The sequence below is a fragment of the Mesorhizobium sp. M1409 genome, from assembly GCF_040317535.1.
GTDB lineage: Bacteria > Pseudomonadota > Alphaproteobacteria > Rhizobiales > Rhizobiaceae > Mesorhizobium.
This window is the reverse complement of the sequence record NZ_JAMYKV010000006.1, coordinates 88,200-103,001: the sequence shown is the minus strand read 5'-3', so window position 1 is coordinate 103,001 and position 14,802 is coordinate 88,200. Positions and strand designations below refer to the sequence as shown.

Genomic DNA, 14,802 nt, shown 5'->3' with positions numbered 1-14,802 from the left:
GCAGTGACCCAGGAAGAAATTCGCGTCGGAATCATCGGTGCTGACACCAGATCAAGTTGGGCGAAGGTCTCGCACATTCCGGCCATCAATGGTCTTCCCGGCCTCAAGCTCGCGGCTGTGGCGACGCGCAACGAGCAGAGTGCACGCGAGGCGGCTAAGGCCTTCGGTGCGGAGCGCTGGTTTTCCGATCCCTTTGAGATGATCCGAGATGACCGGATTGATCTCGTCACGATCGCAGTCAAGGTGCCCGCACACCGCGAACTCGTTCTGGCGGCGCTCCAAGCCGGGAAGGCGGTCTATTGCGAGGCGCCTCTCGGACGCAGCGTCGCCGAGGCTGAGGAGATGGCGCGCGCGGCGGGTTCAAACCACACGGCGATCGGATTGCAAGGCCGGCACAATCCCGCCGCACGACGCGCGGCCGAGTTGGTGTCCTCTGGAAAGATCGGGCGGCCGCTAAGCGCCAGAATCGTCTCGCCAACCTATGGATTTGGACCAGAAATCCCCTTGGCGCATGACTTTTTTAATAAGGCATCTTCTGGCGCCAACCTGCTAACCATTTGCGGCGGGCATACGGTCGATTTGGTGGAAGCGGTCCTAGGACAGATTGTCGAGGTTGACGCCCGGACCGAGATTCGCTGGCCCATGGTCAAACTGAGAGAGACCGGCGAAGAGAGCGTTCGCGAAACTGCCGACTACGTCGGCGTTATCGGAAAGACGCGTTCCGGCACCGCGTTCACGGCCGATTTCGACGCCGGGGGCCAGGGGGAACAAGTTCGTTTCACATTCGATATCAGGGGATCGGAAGGATGGCTCAGCCTGACCAGCGATCACCCTTATGGCTTCCAGGCGGGGGACCTCAGGCTCGTCTCGAACATCCCATTCGTGGCACCCGACCGGGCCACAGTCACTGGCGGGCTGATGGGGGCGGCGGTAAACGTCGGAGAGATCTACGCTGGTCTTGCCCGTGATCTGCGTGCGGGGGCCTACAGCACGCCCGGATTTGGACACGCTGTTCACAACGCCCGTCTCATCGAGGCTGTAAGGCGCGCCGCCGACCGGGGCGAGCGGCAAATCATTCCCAATCGGGAGGAATGACGGTGAATGATTTGACTGGCTGGATCGCGAGGTGCCAAGCAGCGCCGCCGTGACGAAGGCGGGATTGCTGCCGGGCGTCACCTTCAGCACTTCCTCGCCGAAGCCCGGCGTGCAGTCGTAGTCATAGCTCGCAATGTCGTAGCAGTCCCCTGCAGCCCTTCGCTGGGAGGGACCACCCGTCGGTCGACAAAGAAGAGAAACGGCTCCTGAGCCCAGTTGGCGAAGTCCGAACGCGGCACGGCCTTGTCTCCCGGCTTGGTCGGAAAACCCACGACACAAGAGAGCCTGGAGACCGATCATTGCGGGCTGCTTGCCGCAGAATGCCTATGAGGCGCGTCTCGCGAAAAGCTTGGCCAGTCGTCCGAGGTCGAAAGGATCATATGGTCCGTCTCTGGCGCAGGGGGTAAGATCACCGCCACCTTTGCCGAGGCGTAGCGATAGTCTGCGACATGGCGTCTCCGACAAGGGCAGGTCCGAATCTGTAGGCGGGCCATGGAGCGATCTATGCCAAAGAAGGGTGACAGAGCTAAGGAGGCAGTTTTCGGCCTGTCTGTTGACATCGCTGAAGCCAGGAAGGCCGAAGAATGGCCCAGATTCGTGGCACAGCTGCAGGCCATTCTAAATGTGCTTCCGGCCTATACCTGGTACGCGGCTCCGTCTGGTGCCCTCACTTTCGTGAACAAACGAACTGCGGAATACCTTGGTGTTCCCAAAGATCATCCCCTGCGTTTCGGCATCGACACTGGCGCACAGTGGGACGACTGGATCCCGTTGTTGCATCCGGACGACCAGGAAGAATCACGCAAATACTGGTCAAACTGTCTGAGCACGGGCGAGGGCGGTGAGCATAGTTATCGAGTTCGTAGCGCTCAAGGAGACCACCGCTGGTTCCTCACTCGCTTCGAACCGCTCCGGGCAAGCGATGGAGCCCTACTGCTATGGCTTGGGGCGACTCTGGATATAGAAGAGTTCAAGCGCGCCGAGGATGGACTGCGGGAGAGCGAATACAAGCTCCGTCAAATCTTCGAAACGGTACCAGCCTTCCTCTGGTCAACGGATCCCGCCGGCGAACCGACGCACATGAACCAGCGCCTCCTGGATTACAGCGGGATGCGGTTCGAGGGATTCAAGCGCCTTGGCTGGGAAGTGCTTGTCCACCCGGATGACTTTCCAGAAACCGCGAGGGCTTTCTATCAGGCCATTCACGCCGGAACGCCGAACCAATGGGTGACGCGCTTACGCCGAGCGGACGGCGAGTTCCGTTGGCATCAATTCAGGATTGAGCCTCTGCGGGATCAGCAAGGTCGCATCGTCCAGTGGTACGGTGTGACGGTCGATGTCGATGAAGGCAAGAAGGCCGAAGAGCGGCCCAGATTCGAGGCCCAGCTACGGACCATCCTAAACGTGCTTCCGGCCCTTACCTGGTACGCGCCTCCATCAGGCGGCCTTACCTTTGTGAGTAAACGACAAGGGGATTTCCTTGGTCTTCCGAAGGATCATCCCTTGCGTTTCGGCATCGACATCGGCGTACCGTGGGACGCCCATATCCCGTTTTTGCACCCCGACGACCAGGAAAAAGGCCGCAAATATTGGTCGAACAGTCTGCGCACGGGCGAGGGCTATGAGCACAGCTATCGTGTCCGCGACGCTCAAGGAGACTACCGCTGGCTGCTCACGCGCACTGAACCCCTTCGGGCCAGCGACGGAACGCTGCAGCTTTGGGTCGGGGCGACTCTGGATATTGAGGAGCTCATGCGCGCCGAGGAAGGATTGCGGGAGAGCGAGGCGAAATTCCGCGACTACGCCGAGACCGCCTCCGATTGGTTTTGGGAAATCGGTCCGGACTACAAGTTCACGCTGCTGACCGAGAATGCGTTTGATTCAGACTCGACAGATCGAATCGGCAGGGCGTACTGGGATCGCGCTCTCGATCTTGAAACGGAGCCGGAGAAATGGCGGCTTTTCCAGGCAACTCTCGATTCACGCAAACCGTTCCGCGACTTCGTATATAGCTCCGCTCGCCGTAACGGCTCTCCCATCTATGTGAAAGCCAGCGGCAAGCCTGTGTTTGACGCCGAGGGAGAACTCCGTGGCTATCGCGGCACCGGCACCGACGTGACAGCACTCATGCTTGCGCAGGCAGAGCGCGAGAAGCTGCGCCAGCTGGAGTCGGATCTCGCGCACATGAACCGCCTGAGCGTCATGGGAGAACTGACCGCCTCGCTGGCTCACGAAATCACGCAGCCGATTGCCGCGGCACGCAACAACGCCCGCGCGGCCATGCACTTTCTGGACAGAAATCCACCGGATCTGCGCGAAATCCGGGAAGCGCTCGCCTCTATCGTGGGCGACGCCGATCGAGCGGGAAACATAGTCGACAGGATCCGTGATCAAATCAAGAAAGCGCCTCCGCGAAAGCATCTTTTTGATCTCAATGAAGCGATCAACGAGTTGATTCTATTGGCTGGAAGCGCGGTCACCGAGAATGGAGTCTCGGTCCGAACCCGCCTAACGCAGGCGCTGCCTCCCGTTGAGGGGGATCGTGTTCAACTGCAACAAGTCGTGCTGAACCTGATGCTGAACGCGGTCGAAGCCATGAGTACGATCGAAGCGGGACCACGGGAGCTGTCGATCAGCACCGAGCAAAACCAGACTGGTGGCGTTCTCGTGTCCGTGCGCGATTCAGGGCCGGGCATTGATCCGGATAATCTCGATCGCGTTTTCCAGGCATTCTACACCACGAAGTCCAGTGGAGTGGGGATGGGGCTGTCGATCTGCCGGTCGATCATTGATGCCCACGGGGGCCACCTATGGGCCTATGCGAATGAGCCTCGTGGCGCTGTTTTTCAGTTCATCTTGCCAACCGCGGAACAGGAAGTCACAAATTCTTTTCCGGAAGCTCAGCAGGCAAGAGAGCGGCACGAGGACACCATATAGTATCGTGCTTCATTCGGGGTAGGTCGCATCCAGAAAGCATCGGGATATCAAACAAAAAATCGGACGGGCTGGAACCCGCCACCCCTTTGAGCCCCGATCGAGGACCATTGCATTTTGCGCAGGGCATTCACGACCGAGCAGAACTCTTCGAGAGCTCGTGGACGGGTCATTGCAAAGCCTGACCACTTCCTCCCGCTTTTCCTTGGGCATCGACTTGCCGCCTTTAATTCAATTCAGGCATTGGCCTCAACATTTTCAGGTTCGAACCCATGTAAAACGGCGCAATGGTGGCAGATTCATCGAGCGCCGGCGAGCGCGGCGCCGCCAATAGCAGGAAAAGCAAATGCAGCAGCAAGGCTGATGGCTTTGGAGTTCGTGGTCTGGTCCTTCCCTGTTGGGTTAAGCGGTCATCCCATCGACGGCCGCGCTGGCAATTGGGTGATCGCTCGCCTGCCGGATCGACACCATCTGGTTCGACGGTGAAGGCCAGCATTGGAGAGACAATCCTGTGGCACCATCACGGCGGTGTGGCGTCATAGGCGGTGAGCTAGCCTAGGCTGTCCGCTCAAGAGTCAGTAGTGCATTTGCATATCCATCGGGCCGGCAGGCGGCATCATGGAGCCGTTCAGGCTGGCCATGATCACAAGGGAACCGGCCATCACCAGCAGCACGATGAGCACGCCAAAGGCGAGCGCGAGCACGTTATTGGTGTTGTCCGGGCCAGTCGTGATGTGCAGGAAGAACACCAGGTGAACCCCCATCTGGGCGATCGCGAGGACGGCAAGGCCGAGGGGAATTCCGGATGCCCAGAGCAGTGATGTGTTGGCAACCCAGAATGACAGGGCTGTCAGGATCGCCGCCAGAAGCAGACCGATGGTGTAGACGAGCAGGCCAGCGGAGATTGGCTCTTTGTCAGCCCCTATTGACCGGTCGCCGGGAGCGCGATCGTAGCGTGTTTCAGTCATGGGGTTACTCCCATCAGATAGACGACCGTGAACAGCCCGACCCAGATGATGTCGAGCGCGTGCCAGAAGAGCGAAAAGCACTGCAGCCGACGCAGCACGGAAGGCCGAAATCCCTTCGATGCGATCTGTGCCATCATCACCACCAGCCAGACTAGGCCCGCAGCCACGTGCACACCGTGACAGCCGACGAGAGCAAAGAACGACGAGAGAAAAGCGCTGCGTTGGGGGCTCGCGCCATGTGCGATCATGTCGGCGAATTCGCGGATCTCCAGTGCGAGGAACGCGGCGCCGAGGGCCAAGGTGAGCAGGGCACCGACATACGTGCCAAGACGGCGCCGCGAGTTGACCGCCAACGCCATCAGCCCGCATGTGTAGCTCGACGCCAGAAGACAGGCGGTTTCAATGGCGACCCTGCTCTGATTGAACAACTCGGCGCCGGTCGGTCCGCCCGCAGTGGCATGCCGCAAGACTGCGTAACCGGCAAAGAGCGCCGAGAACATCACGATGTCGCTCAGCAGGAAGATCCAGAAGCCGTAAGCAACGACAACGCGCTTGGGGGCCGGACCGGCTTCGCTTGCGCTCGGCAGCGCTTCGCCAGCGACATCGTCAACAGCAACGGTGACGTTCATACCGCAACCTCCATCTGGTGATCCCGGTCGAAGAGAGCAATCTCGGAAGCCGGTACTTCGGTCTCGTCCTCACCCCGAAACGCGAAGATGAGGATCGTCAAAAAGGTGCCGATCAGACCCAGCCCGGCCATCCACCAGATGTGCCAGATCAGGGCGAAACCGATGACGACGGCAAAGAAGGCGTTGACGACCCCCACTGGACTGTTCTTCGGCGTCTCGATCGGCTCGTACTGGCGCGGCGGCGCCGATTGAGCTTGCTCTGCGCTGGCGCGTTGCTTCGCGACCCAGTAGGTGTCGCGCTCGGTCACATGTGGCAGGACGGCAAAGTTCCAGGCCGGCGGCGGCGACGCGGTGGACCATTCCAGCGTGCGGCCGTTCCATGGATCGCCGGTCACACGAAGCAGCTCGCGATCACGGATCGAGACGACCAGTTGCACGATCTGGCAGACAATGCCGCCCAGAATGATGACGACGCCGATTGCCGCCGCCACCAACCATGGCTGCCAAGCAGGATTGTCGTAGTGCTGCATGCGCCGGGTCATGCCCATCAGGCCCAGCACGTAGAGCGGCATGAAAGCCACATAAAAGCCGATCAGCCAGCACCAGAACGATGCCCTGCCCCAGCGTTCGTCGAGCTTGAAGCCGAATACCTTGGGGAACCAGTAATTGTAGCCGGCCATCGCGCCGAACACGACGCCGCCGATGATGACGTTATGGAAATGGGCGACCAGGAAGAGGCTGTTGTGCAGCTGGAAATCGGCCGGAGGCACAGCCATCAACACGCCCGTCATGCCACCGATGACGAAGGTCACCATAAATCCCAGCGCCCATAGGATCGGCACCTCAAAGCGGACGCGCCCGCCATACATCGTGAACAGCCAGTTGAAGACCTTCACGCCCGTCGGCACGGCGATGATCATCGTCATGACGCCGAAGAAGCCGTTGACGTCGGCGCTCGCGCCCATCGTGAAGAAGTGATGCAGCCACACGAGGAAGGAGAGGACGCAAATCGCCATCGTCGCAGCCACCATCGAGCGATAGCCGAACAGCGGCTTGCCTGAGAAGGTCGCGACGACCTCCGAAAACACGCCGAAAGCTGGCAGGATCAGGATGTAGACTTCGGGATGACCCCAGACCCAAAACAGGTTCACGTACATCATCGGATTGCCCTGGCCGTCGACCGTGAAGAAGTGGAAGCCGAGATAGCGGTCGAGCAGCAGCATCGCCAAAGTGGCGGTCAGAACCGGAAAGGCCGCGACAATGAGCAGGTTGGCCGCAAGCGAAGTCCAGCAGAAGACGGGCATGCGCATGTAGCCCATTCCCGGTGCCCGCAATTTTAGGATTGTGGTGACGAAATTAATTCCCGTCAGCAGTGTGCCGACGCCGGAGATCTGCAGCGACCAAAGATAGTAGTCGACGCCGACGCCAGGGGAGAATTGCAGCTCGCTGAGCGGGGGATAGGCGATCCATCCCGTCTTGGCGAACTCGCCAACGACCAGGGAGATGTTGATCAGCAGGACGCCTGAGGCCGTCAGCCAGAAGCTCACCGAATTCAGCGTCGGGAAAGCGACATCGCGGACACCAAGCTGCAGCGGCAGGACGAAGTTCATCAGGCCGATGACGAACGGCATCGCCACGAAGAAGATCATGATGGTGCCGTGCGCCGAGAAGACCTGATCGAAATGCTCCGGCGGCAGATACCCATGAGCGCCACCGGCGGCGACGGCCTGCTGTGCCCGCATCATGATCGCGTCGGAGAATCCACGCAGCAGCATGACCAGCGCCAGCAGGAAATACATGACGCCGACCCGCTTGTGGTCGACGGACGTGATCCATTCGCGCCACAGATACGGCACATATCCTTTCAGCGTCACCCACGACAGGATGCCAACTATGGCCAGCACCATGAAGGCCCCTGCCCCCATGATGATCGGCTGGTCGAATGGGATGGCGCTCCAGTCGAGCTTGCCGAGCAGGTTCATTTGTCTGTCCTCTGTGACGTCATATCTGCGAGCCGAGCGGGATCATTCGGCTGCGCAGCAAAGCTCTGGATGTGGTTGAACAGGTCGGGAGCGACGTCGCGGTAGGTGAAAGGCGCTACGGCTTCGCTTGGCCTGGCCAGATCGGCATAGCCTTGCGCGTCGAGCATCGGGCCAGCGTCGCGCGTTGCGTTCACCCATTGCGAGAAGGCCGGGGCTGGCACCGCATCAACGGCAAACCGCATATCGGCGAAACCCTCGCCGCTATACTGGGCCGACAGCCCTCGAAAAGTCCCGGGATGGTCGGCCTGAAGGTGAAGGTGTGTCACCATTCCGGCCATGGTGTAGATCTGGCTGCCGAGCTGCGGGACGAAGAAGCTGTTCATCACACCTGAGGAGGTCAGCTCGAAGCTGACCGGAGTGCCAGCCGGGATGGTCAATCGATTGACGCTTGCGATGCCCTGGTCGGGATAGATGAACAGCCATTTCCAGTCGAGCGAGACCACCTGAATCCTGACAGGGTCGACGGCGGAAGCAATTGGCTGGCGCGGATCGAGGTCATGCGCGCCGACCCAGGCAACGCCACCAACCAGCAGCACCGTCATGGCAGGGATCGACCAGACGAGCAGTTCGAGACGGCCCGAATACTCGAAATCGGGCATGTAGCGCGCGCGCCAGTTCGACGAGCGAAACCAAAAGGCGACGCCGAGCGTGGCGAGGATCGTCGGGATGACGATCGCCAGCATGATGCCGAGCGAGTTGAACAAAATCTGTCGCTCGGCGGTTGCGATAGGTCCTTGCGGACTGAGTACGCCTTCCGAACAGCCCGCAAGTGTCACGGCGCCGATCAAGCTGGTAGCGAGCAACCTGAGCCGCATATCAAACCTCTTCTGTGCCGGTGGTGACGAAAGTGCCTGCGGTTCGGATGGGCAGAGCTTCGGCAGTTCCGGCAGGCGTCCGGGAACTGGGCACGGGCGTGGAGCGTAGTGGCTGATCGGCATGATCGATCAGGAGCGCCGCAAACAGCACGAACAAGTAGAGGATGGAGAAGGCGAACAGGCGGCGAGGAGTGCGGCGGTCGGCATCGTCGCTGCTGCGCAACCGGATAGCGAGCGCGACAAGATTTGCTCCGCATCCGATGGCTGCTGCACCGTAGACCGGGCCTGCAAACCCAAGCACCCACGGCAGCACGGAAGCTGCGGACAAGAGCGCGCAATAGATCAGAATCTGCCGCGTCGTTGCAGCGCGACCTGCAACGACCGGCAGCATGGGTACGCCGGCACGCGCATATTCATCGGCACGGTTGAGGGCCAGGGCCCAGAAATGCGGCGGCGTCCAGAGGAAGATGATGAGGAACAGGACCAGCGGCTCGAGCCCGATTTGGCCGGTCGCTGCAGCCCATCCGATGACCGGCGGAAGTGCGCCGGCGGCGCCGCCGATAACGATATTCTGAGGCGTGAGCCGCTTCAGCCACGCCGTGTACACAATGACGTAGAAAAGGATTGCGACCGCGAGCAGCGCGGCCGCTGTGACGTTGGTCGCCGCGGCAAGTACCGCTATTGCCACTGCCGCGAGAACAATCCCGGATACAAGAGCTTCGATCGGCGAGATCTTGCCGCGGGGGATTGGCCGCATCGCCGTGCGCGTCATGACGGCGTCGATATCGGCGTCGTACCACATGTTGAGCACGCCGGCGGCCCCCGCCCCCGCAGCAATCGCGAGAACCGCGATGAACGCGTTGAGTGGATGCAGGCCATCTGGGGCGACGATCAATCCAACGAGCGCAGTGAAGACAGCGAGCACCATCACGCGCGGCTTCATGAGTATGCAGAAATCAATTGCACGCGACTGCAATATTCCAGCCTCTTCCCGGGCCTGGCTAAACTGGTCAGCAATGGACTTGACGCTCATCATGCCGCTCCGAGTTCATACGAATAGAGGCCCTTGCAGTATTTTCATCGTGGTCGGCCTCCATTCCTCAAACTTGCATCTTCAAGGGGGGTTATGCTTGTACGGTGCTGCTGGACCGGGGCCGATCGTGCTCAAAGAGTGGGCTGAGCGACAGGATGACGATCTGAGCGAAAACCGACCTGCGTTGGCAAGCCGCTGGGCTGGCGACATCATGGCCTGCAGCCGCCGAGCCGCATTTACGGCTCCAGCAAGGCAATGCCGGGTCAAAGGAAATTTTCCCTCACCATTTCCCAAACATCCCCTCCCCGACCGTGCAAAACGGCGCGAGCTGAATAAAGCGTCATGCCAACTGCCGGTGCCGCGGCCATGAATGGTGGCATGACCAGCTGCAAGGGACTGACGTGTACGTGCAGCAGCGCGGGCCCCGGTTGCGCAAGCCAGTCTTTGACGCTCGCTTCGAGGTCGTCGGCCTTGGAAACCGTTTGGCCCCAGAGGCCCAACGCTCGCGCAACTTCGGCAAAGTTCGGGTTTTTCAGCCGCGTGAATGTATCGAGCATCCCCTCGGCCTTCTGCTCGATCTCCACGAAGCCGAGCTTGCCGTTGTCATACACCGCAATCTTGATCGGCAATTCCTCCTGGACCACGGTCATCAGGTCCCCGAAAAGCATTGAGAGCCCGCCATCGCCGGCCAGACAGATGACCTGGCGGCCTGGCTGAGACTTCTGCAGCCCAAGAGCCGACGGCAAACCGCCAGCCATAGTTGCATGCAGCAGACTGGCGAACGTGCGGCGCTGACCATTGGTTTCGATGTAGCGAACAAGCCAGGCGGCCGGTGTGCCATCGTCCGCAGAAAATACCGCGTCCTTCGCGGCATGGCGGTTGATCGCCTCGGTGAGATAGGTTCCAGGAATACACCCACCGTGACCGGCGACAGCCTTTGTCTTTTCCGATTGCCTGGCTTTGGCATAGCGCCGCACGTATTGGTCACGGAAGGAGGCGTCAGTGCGCTCCCCCAGCTTCGGCAGCAACGCTTCTAGGGTTGCTTTCACGTCGCCGACAACACCTTTTGTGACCGGATGCCGTCGCCCGAGATGTGTCGGGTCGATATCGATCTGAACAATCTTCGCCTTGTTGGGATAGAACTGCCGCCAGGCAAAATCGGCTCCCAGAAGCAATAGCGTGTCGCAGTCGAGCAAGGCGTGATAGCCGGCCTCGTTGCCAAGCATCCCGGTCATGCCGATGTTGTAGGGATTGTCGTACTCGAGAAAGTCTTTCCCGCGCGAGGTATGAGCGATCGGCGCCTTTAGCCTCTCGGCAACGGCCAGGACTTCCTGATGCGCCCCCTGGCAACCGGATCCGCCATAAATGGCAAGGTTCCCGCTTTTGTTGAGTATCCCCGCGATTTCGTCGAGATCAGCATCACTCGGACGAACAACGGGCTCTGAAATGTGAACTGCGTACGGGATATCATCGACCACTGTCGATGCGGAAACGTCCGCCGGCACGATGAGAACGGCTACACCCCGCTTCGACAAGGCGGTCTGGCAAGCGATCACCGTTTTGCGCCGCGCCTGCTCCGGCGTATAGATCATGTCGCAAAAGACGCTGCAGCCTTTGTAGATCTGCTTGAAATCGACCTCCTGGATGAAATCGAACCCCAACTCATCGCGAATGATCTGGCTTGCGATGAGAATGACCGGAGCGCGGTTTCGGTTTGCTTCAAAAATCCCGTTGATGAAATGCAGGCTGCCAGGGCCGCAACTTCCGGCGACGGCCGTCAAGCGACCCGTCAGCTGTGCTTCGGCCTGAGCGGCGAAAGCCCCGGCCTCCTCATGTCTCACCGACACCCACTCGATCTTGCTTCGCTCCAGTGACCGCGCGATCAGATTGAGCGTGTCACCCACGATGCCGTAACAATGTTCGACGCCTGCGCTCTGCAGCGTCTCTACGATGATGTCTGCTACCTGCCTGCTCATGCCGCCTAACACCTGGTGATCGTTTCAGGGTCTCAACATGTGACCTCCCTGCTGGCTGATCTTGGTTGGGACTGCGAGGACTTGTATCGGATTGCCACGATAGTTTGGGCGAATTGCCCCCCTCGTCCCTTCATCATCTTTTGTGAAATTGCGGCGGAGGCTTTCGCCCGCTAAGAAAAGCCGAGCTTCGCCAGGCCGGCCCGGATCTCCGGACAGCTCATGAACAGCCGCCACAGGAGCCCGCTCCGGTAATTCTCGATCATGACCACGATCGGCCCTTGGTCGATGGCGAGATAGGAGTCCGCGTACCAATCCATCGCCGGGCTGAATGCGTCCCTGAAGCCATACTCGCCCCAGAGCCGGTCGCCGAGCGAAGCGAAGTGGCGTAGTGCCCGCTTGCACTCAGAGGGGGCGTAAGGGAGAGAGGCGAGGGCACCGGTCGGAGCAATCACGCCACGGTCCCGGTCGGGGGCGTGCGCAACGTAGCCGTGGACACTGTCGCACGCGGTCAGACCCCAACACTCAGCACTATAGCCGTCGAATCTCTCGGGATTGCGGATGCAGTGCGCCTGGTTGATGCGCGTATAGGCGACGTTCTGCCGCCAATAGTCGGCGTAGCTGTCGCGAAGCCGCCTGGGGTCGAGCCCGAGGAATGAATAGTGCGCGAAGAAGAGGGGGCCGCCATGATCGGGTCCAAGGGGAAGTGATATGCCATGGAAGCTTCGCCCGTTGGCGAAGGCCTGGCCGGTCGCCCAGCCGCGGTGGTAGACACTCGGCTCGATCGGGTGGTGTGGGGCGGAGGCGGCGAGGACGAATGCAATCAGGCATTCGTTCCAGCCGTGGATCGCGTGGTTCATCGCCCATCCGTGCACCGGGCTCCAATGCCAAAAGAGCGAGTCAGAGTCGCGGGTGAACCAGTCCCATTCGACGTCCCGCCAAAGTGTATCGATGAGGCTCCGCAAGATGCGCTCCTTGGCTTCCGGACCTCCGAAATACTGCCGCGCCGAAAGCAGCCCCGCCATCAAATATGCCGTCTCGACGATGTCGCCGCCGTCGTCGCGGCGACTGAAGGGTATGGTTAGGCCGCTGTCGCCATCCATCCAGTGAGGAAAGGCGCCGTGGTGGCGCTCGGCCTCGCCGAGAAAGCACACCATTGTGATCAGGCGGTCGAGAGCAGCTTGCCGCGCGATCCACCCGCGCTCGACGCCTGCAAGGATCGCCATGATGCCGAAGCCGGACCCGCCGGTCGTGACGACATGGGGTGTGGCGTTGCTCCGCTCTCGCGCGAGGCCGCTCGTCGGATGGCCAAAATCCCAGAAATATCGGAGCGTCTGTCGCTGCACGGTGTCGAGGAGCGCGTCCGAACACGCGTCCGAGCGAGGGGCGTAGTGCTTGCGGCCCACATAGATTCTGGGCAGCGTTTCGATCGCGACCGCGGGGACGTGCGCGTCCCCGCGGTCGCGCCCGTGCGAGTTCGGCCCTCGATCGGGGGACAGCAAATCGCTCTCCACCCGGAGCGCCGCGCGCGTGGAGGTTAGCGGCGCCACAGGGTCTCGCGCTCACGCCGCCAATTAGATGGGCTTTGGCCAAGGGCTTGCCTGAAAAGCTTGCTCAAATGTGCCTGGTCAGAAAACCCGACGCTCAGAGCGATTTGGCTCAGCGAAGCTGAACTGGTCAGCATCAGGTGACAGGCTTCCTCGAGCCGCCGCTTCACGATATAGGCGTGCGGCGGTTCTCCGAACGCTTGTTTGAACGAGCGCGAAAAGTGCGCCGTGCTCCGCCGCGCGACGGCACTAAGGTCACTCGCGTGAATGGTCCGGTCTAGGTTCCGATCGATGAAGGATCGGACACGCGCTATTTGCCAACCCGCCAATCCACCCGTTCTGGAGTCCTTGGCGCCTAAACGGCGCTCCATCGCCGACTGAAGGATGGATGACGCTGTGGCTAGCGATGTCTTTGCCGCCTCCTGATCATGCTCGAGCTCGCTCTTGGCAGCCTCCAGAAGCAGGGTCAGGCTGTTTGCCAGGGAACCGAACTCCAGATCGGTTGGAGACGAAACCGCTGCAGCCTCGCTGTATGGCCTTTCCATATCGAAACCTCACAAACATCCGTGCTAGCCGAGACGAACTTCGTGTGCCGTCTCTCAAGGAGCGACAAAGCACGGTCTCGCCGCGGTGACCTACAGTGTGATGATTTGGAATGCCGCGATCTATTGCACGCGGGTGGCGCGGAGTAGCGTCATGGTTTCAGTGTGCTGAACTTTGGATTACACGCTAAGGACGGAAGATCGAATGCGAGTGGAACCACCGCTGCCAGTGCGGCTTCGGCTCAGCGGTGTTGCGGCTCCTCGGGTACCAGCTGCAGCTTTTCCGCCATTCGGCTGAGTGCGACAAGCGAATGGGCCTTCATCTTCCGCATCAGACGGCTGCGGTGCACCTTCACCGTGGCTTCGGCGATGCCGATGTCGCCGGCGATCTGTTTGCTGAGGCGGCCGCGCGCGACCTCAATTATGATCTCGCGCTCCCTGGGGCTCAGCGACGCGAAGCGCTCCCTAAGAACGACCAGAGCCTCTTCATTCTCCCGCCGGGCACGATCGCGAGAGAGGCCGAGCTGAATGGCGTCGAGGAGCTCCTGGTCGCGGAACGGCTTGGTCAGGAACTCAATGGCGCCGCCTTTCATCGCCTGCACCGACATGGCAATATCGCCATGGCCTGTGATGAAGATGATCGGGATTTCCCGGTTCGCCATGGCGAGCTGACGTTGAAGATCAAGGCCGCTTCGTCCCGGCAATCTGACGTCGAGTACCATGCAAGTGGGACCATTCGGCGGGTCCGACTCGAGAAACTCGGAGATGGACGCAAAAAGCCGAGCCTCCAGGTCGAGCGATCGCAACAGACGCCCGATCGAGGCTCGCAGGGCTGGATCATCGTCGATGACCAGGATGGTAGGGTTCGCGTCCGACATCGCTGCTGCTCACGATCAAAGGGCGGTCAAATGAGCCTTTGTCTCGGTCTGCAAGGTTCGCGTGGCTCCTCTGCCGAGAGTTTAGTCCCGACCGATGGGCGTGAAAAGTCTCATTCTCCATAGGAGGACGCGCGCAGGTGTAAACGAAAGTTTATGCGCTCTACCATCCGCTTGGTGGCCCCCCTGCCGCGCAACTGCGGAATTCGCGTCCTGGTATAAGCCAAAGTTTACGAACACCGGTATTGCTCCAGCCTCACTCTTGGGCGCAGGCTGACCCATCGCAGGCGGGTAAGGTGGCGTTGTCGGAGCGCCTGCGTCGCAGTTTGTGCGCACTTCCGGAGCACAT

12 protein-coding genes are annotated in these 14,802 nt (G+C 60.6%); 2 read left to right on the top strand and 10 right to left on the bottom strand.

The genetic code is table 11. The features are described from left to right. Nucleotides 1–3: 3 nt before the first annotated feature. Both NKG99_RS07395 and NKG99_RS07390 read left to right on the top strand, forming a co-directional pair. The gene (locus NKG99_RS07395; protein WP_352865809.1) at nucleotides 4–1,095 is read left to right on the top strand and encodes a Gfo/Idh/MocA family protein; all 1,092 of its coding nucleotides are present in this window, start codon (nucleotides 4–6) and stop codon (nucleotides 1,093–1,095) included. A 504-nt stretch (nucleotides 1,096–1,599) separates the two neighbouring features. Continuing rightward, complete coding sequence (locus NKG99_RS07390; protein ID WP_352865806.1) at nucleotides 1,600–4,032, top strand: PAS domain-containing sensor histidine kinase; 2,433 nt, start codon at nucleotides 1,600–1,602, stop codon at nucleotides 4,030–4,032. Between the two features lie 223 nt (nucleotides 4,033–4,255). On the opposite strand, the gene NKG99_RS07385 is transcribed toward NKG99_RS07390, so the two are convergent. The 10 genes from NKG99_RS07385 to NKG99_RS07340 form a co-directional block, all read right to left on the bottom strand. Next, nucleotides 4,256–4,525, bottom strand: coding sequence for a hypothetical protein (locus tag NKG99_RS07385; RefSeq protein WP_352865805.1), 270 nt, complete (start codon nucleotides 4,523–4,525; stop codon nucleotides 4,256–4,258). 79 nt (nucleotides 4,526–4,604) lie between these two features. Continuing rightward, nucleotides 4,605–4,997 (bottom strand): cytochrome o ubiquinol oxidase subunit IV, encoded by a 393-nt coding sequence (cyoD, locus tag NKG99_RS07380; RefSeq protein ID WP_352865803.1) that lies wholly within the window; start codon nucleotides 4,995–4,997, stop codon nucleotides 4,605–4,607. Then, nucleotides 4,994–5,626, bottom strand: a complete 633-nt coding sequence (gene cyoC / locus NKG99_RS07375) for a cytochrome o ubiquinol oxidase subunit III (RefSeq protein ID WP_352865801.1) — start codon at nucleotides 5,624–5,626, stop codon at nucleotides 4,994–4,996. The genes cyoD and cyoC overlap by 4 nt, the downstream gene beginning before the upstream one ends. Next, nucleotides 5,623–7,602, bottom strand: coding sequence for a cytochrome o ubiquinol oxidase subunit I (gene cyoB / locus NKG99_RS07370; protein ID WP_352866078.1), 1,980 nt, complete (start codon nucleotides 7,600–7,602; stop codon nucleotides 5,623–5,625). Before cyoB ends, cyoC begins: the two co-directional genes overlap by 4 nt. A gap of 2 nt (nucleotides 7,603–7,604) precedes the next feature. Then, nucleotides 7,605–8,483, bottom strand: coding sequence for a ubiquinol oxidase subunit II (cyoA, locus tag NKG99_RS07365; protein WP_352865799.1), 879 nt, complete (start codon nucleotides 8,481–8,483; stop codon nucleotides 7,605–7,607). Nucleotide 8,484: 1 nt separating this feature from the next. Beyond that, entirely contained in the window at nucleotides 8,485–9,516 is a 1,032-nt protein-coding gene (locus tag NKG99_RS07360) for a heme o synthase (protein WP_352866076.1), read from the bottom strand. Nucleotides 9,517–9,779: 263 nt separating this feature from the next. Beyond that, entirely contained in the window at nucleotides 9,780–11,492 is a 1,713-nt protein-coding gene (locus NKG99_RS07355; RefSeq protein WP_352865796.1) for a thiamine pyrophosphate-dependent enzyme, read from the bottom strand. Between the two features lie 170 nt (nucleotides 11,493–11,662). Beyond that, entirely contained in the window at nucleotides 11,663–12,991 is a 1,329-nt protein-coding gene (locus NKG99_RS07350) for a glucoamylase family protein (RefSeq protein ID WP_352865793.1), read from the bottom strand. A gap of 35 nt (nucleotides 12,992–13,026) precedes the next feature. Then, nucleotides 13,027–13,581 (bottom strand): helix-turn-helix domain-containing protein, encoded by a 555-nt coding sequence (locus NKG99_RS07345; RefSeq protein ID WP_352865791.1) that lies wholly within the window; start codon nucleotides 13,579–13,581, stop codon nucleotides 13,027–13,029. A gap of 239 nt (nucleotides 13,582–13,820) precedes the next feature. Continuing rightward, nucleotides 13,821–14,456: a response regulator transcription factor gene (locus NKG99_RS07340; protein WP_352578356.1), complete on the bottom strand. Its 636-nt coding sequence runs from the start codon at nucleotides 14,454–14,456 to the stop codon at nucleotides 13,821–13,823. Nucleotides 14,457–14,802 lie beyond the last annotated feature (346 nt).

Coding starts and splice junctions, on each gene's coding strand:
- cyoD (WP_352865803.1), bottom strand. CDS start 4,997: ATGACTGAAACACGCTACGATCGCGCTCCCGGCGACCGGTCAATAGGG.
- NKG99_RS07355 (WP_352865796.1), bottom strand. CDS start 11,492: ATGAGCAGGCAGGTAGCAGACATCATCGTAGAGACGCTGCAGAGCGCA.
- NKG99_RS07345 (WP_352865791.1), bottom strand. CDS start 13,581: ATGGAAAGGCCATACAGCGAGGCTGCAGCGGTTTCGTCTCCAACCGAT.
- cyoA (WP_352865799.1), bottom strand. CDS start 8,483: ATGCGGCTCAGGTTGCTCGCTACCAGCTTGATCGGCGCCGTGACACTT.
- cyoC (WP_352865801.1), bottom strand. CDS start 5,626: ATGAACGTCACCGTTGCTGTTGACGATGTCGCTGGCGAAGCGCTGCCG.
- NKG99_RS07360 (WP_352866076.1), bottom strand. CDS start 9,516: ATGAGCGTCAAGTCCATTGCTGACCAGTTTAGCCAGGCCCGGGAAGAG.
- NKG99_RS07390 (WP_352865806.1), top strand. CDS start 1,600: ATGCCAAAGAAGGGTGACAGAGCTAAGGAGGCAGTTTTCGGCCTGTCT.
- NKG99_RS07385 (WP_352865805.1), bottom strand. CDS start 4,525: ATGCTGGCCTTCACCGTCGAACCAGATGGTGTCGATCCGGCAGGCGAG.
- NKG99_RS07340 (WP_352578356.1), bottom strand. CDS start 14,456: ATGTCGGACGCGAACCCTACCATCCTGGTCATCGACGATGATCCAGCC.